Origin of the sequence: Microcystis sp. M53598_WE2, assembly GCF_030067735.1 — a bacterium.
Classification (GTDB): domain Bacteria; phylum Cyanobacteriota; class Cyanobacteriia; order Cyanobacteriales; family Microcystaceae; genus Microcystis; species Microcystis aeruginosa.
In genome coordinates, this window is sequence record NZ_JASJFE010000174.1 from 1 (window position 1) to 2,822 (window position 2,822).

The 2,822-nt window shown below is 43.8% G+C and carries 4 protein-coding genes; all 4 read right to left on the reverse strand.

The window, feature by feature from the left end:
* Nucleotides 1-174 precede the first annotated feature (174 nt).
* The gene (locus tag PX636_RS03835) at nucleotides 175-948 is read right to left on the reverse strand and encodes an ABC transporter permease (protein WP_002784574.1); all 774 of its coding nucleotides are present in this window, start codon (nucleotides 946-948) and stop codon (nucleotides 175-177) included.
* A 62-nt stretch (nucleotides 949-1,010) separates the two neighbouring features.
* Complete coding sequence (cpcF, locus tag PX636_RS03840) at nucleotides 1,011-1,634, reverse strand: C-phycocyanin alpha-cysteine-84 phycocyanobilin lyase subunit CpcF (protein ID WP_288116274.1); 624 nt, start codon at nucleotides 1,632-1,634, stop codon at nucleotides 1,011-1,013.
* 148 nt (nucleotides 1,635-1,782) lie between these two features.
* The gene (locus PX636_RS03845) at nucleotides 1,783-2,214 is read right to left on the reverse strand and encodes a DUF29 domain-containing protein (protein ID WP_110545493.1); all 432 of its coding nucleotides are present in this window, start codon (nucleotides 2,212-2,214) and stop codon (nucleotides 1,783-1,785) included.
* A gap of 55 nt (nucleotides 2,215-2,269) precedes the next feature.
* Nucleotides 2,270-2,822 (reverse strand): HEAT repeat domain-containing protein (locus PX636_RS03850; RefSeq protein ID WP_288116275.1); only part of this gene is annotated, 553 nt, incomplete at its 5' end.

The window sequence follows — 2,822 nt, forward strand, 5'->3', positions numbered from 1 at the left end:
AGCGTCTTCCGTAATTTTTTTTGACATTATTAATAGTCAGCATTTGTAATAAAGTAACAAGGATAGTCAGGAGTCAGGAGACAGGGGACAGGATTAGGGAGTGGAAGATATGGGAAGACAAATTAATGAATACTCTTGCCTTTTCTAACTGATAACTGATTACTGATAACTGATTTACAGTCGGCGTTCAAGGTTTAACATTTGTCGATAGGTAAGCCAACCACCTGCTACCATAGCTAAAGCAAAAAGACAAAGAAAGCGAAAATGAGAGCTAATATCTTGCAGATTTTTGCCCTTTGCCCAAACAGCAATTAAAGCTTCATTCATGTGGTAGATCGGGTTATATTTAGCCAGAGATAGAATATTGTCGGGGAATAAAGCAGTCGGGAGAAAAACGCCGCCTAAAATTAATAAAGGAACCCCAAAAGTTCCCACCAAGGCATTAACATCTTCCGTTCTTTTCGCCAGTTGAGTACCGAGGATAAATCCTAAACCCACATAGGCGGTGATACTAAGAAAAATAATTAATAATTCTAGAGGAATTGAGCCTTTAAAAGTGGCTCCATACTGTTTAGCAATAGAATAAACTAAAACTGTCTGACAGGCGGCAATCGCACAATGGGCGAGAAAAATGCCGATAAAATAGGAAACACCGCTTAAAGGCGATAAAAATAACCGTTTAATCGTTTGTTGCTCCCTTTCTGCCACTACCGTCGCCACGGTTCCCCCCAAACAACTAAAGAAAAGTGCCGCCCCGACGAGGGTGGGAGGAGTAGCCAGAGCCATCGCCTCGTCAAGCTCAATTTTGCCTTTTTCTGCCATAATATAGCCATTTAAGAGCAGGACAAGGATCGGGAAAATGCCCCAGAGGATTAAGCTACGCCCGCGCCGGATTAATTCTACTAAAATTCGTTGAGCGATCGCTAAAATTTCCTGCCAATATTTCATAGAATGTTAGTGTAATTGTTTCTCCCTGTAGAGAAATAAGTTTTCCTACTTTCGACTTAGGCTTATTGTAAGTGTTCCAGAGCTTGATCGGCGCGCAATCTTACCACTATTTCCGCTTCCGTCTCCCGAATCTGTCCTAAAAGTTCCCGAATCGCCCCGCGAAATGCCGCCGCCGCAGTTCCTAACCCCTCCAATCCGACGATCGCCGCATATCTAACCACCCACTCTGCATCCCCTTGCGAAAGTTTCTCCAGTGCCGTAAAAACAGCCTTCTGAGCCTCAGAAACCCGACTTTCCTCCAAATCAGACCAAATTATATTTCCTAAGCCTCTAGCCGCCCCTCGCCGCACGCTAAAGGAAAAATCACTCACCGCCGCCTCAAGCAATAAGTCCAATCCTCGCACATCGCCAATTCCTGCTAGGGCGCGGGTTGCCCAAGCTCTCGCCCCATAATTATAACCGTCTAGGTTGGCCAGTAAATAGGGAACCGCCGCTTTGCCGATGGCGATTAAACCATCCACTGCTGCCACGGAGGCACCGGGGTTATTATATCTCAGGACATCGGTGAGGGTGGGTATTGCCGCTTCACTTTTGGCGGCGGCTAAGTTTTCCACGGCGGTTAGTAACTCATTGGCTGAGTCGGCTTTTTCTACGGCAATAATTAAAGTCTCAACGGTAGGAAGCATTGGTTATCATTGGAGGGGATGAGGGGTTGGGAATTATGAATTATGAATTATGAATTATAAATTATGAAGTGGGAAGAATAAATAAAAATAATTTCCTGACGACTGATTCTTATCTCCTAACCCCACCAACAAACTCTTAAAGATAATTTTATCGCCAAACTTTTTTCTGTAAAATCTGACTAATTTCTTGGGGAAAAGGACAATCATCGGGAAGGTTAAAGGATTGATAATCTGGGTTATCTCGCAAGCTTTTTAAAGCCGTGGCATAGCAATCTAAAAATACTTGATCCCAGTAGGGTTTTAAACTAGGAGAATCCCTCAAAAGTTCTTCTAGTTCCCGTTGACTGCGCCTAATAGTTTCTTGCCAACCTCGATAATCCTCAACGTAATCAGTATAGCAGAGTTTGAGGCAGTGTTCTAAGATGGTGGTTAACCGGTTGCGGAGTTCACGTTTTTGACTTCTGCCCAAACTTTCTATCTCCTCGATTAAGTTTTCCCAGTCAACTTTATCAAAGTTTTTTTGTCTTAACAGAGTGATTGTCTCGTTCAGCCAGCCGACATAATCAGTTTGAATTAGCATAAAAACCTCGTAATTTTATCAGTTTTAATTTAGATACAAAATAACCAATGATTAATTACAATAAACTATCCATTAAAGTGAGAATTTCGGAGATATTTTCGCCGCTAGAATTAGTTTTTAGATGGTTTTCTAAAAGTTCCTTGAGAGCAACCAGTTTCAGACTATTTTCCGCCAAAGTATTAGCGATCGCAGGGGCAGCCGGCAGATAACCCGTAGCGCCCAAATCCATTAAAGCAGAACGACGCAGCTGTAATTCTTCCCCTTGCAAGGCCTTAATCAGAATATCGCCATAGTGGGGGTTAGTCGTGAGTTGATAGAGGGCGCGGGCAGCCGCATAACGCACTTTTTCGACGAAATGCTTTAAAAACGGTTCAATCAGGGGAATCGCTGCCTTCGCTTGCAGGGTTCCCAATGCCTCGATAATCGCCTCGTAGGGTTGGACTAAATGGGGTTTTCCCGCCACTAAAACGGCCACTTCGATGCCACCCTCTAATAGTTTCTTTAAAGGTGCGATCGCGCTTCGATCCTGAAGCATTTCCAATGCCTGGGCAGCCGATTCGCGCACATAATAATCTTCGCAGTCGAGACAGGCAATCAAAGCGGGAAGA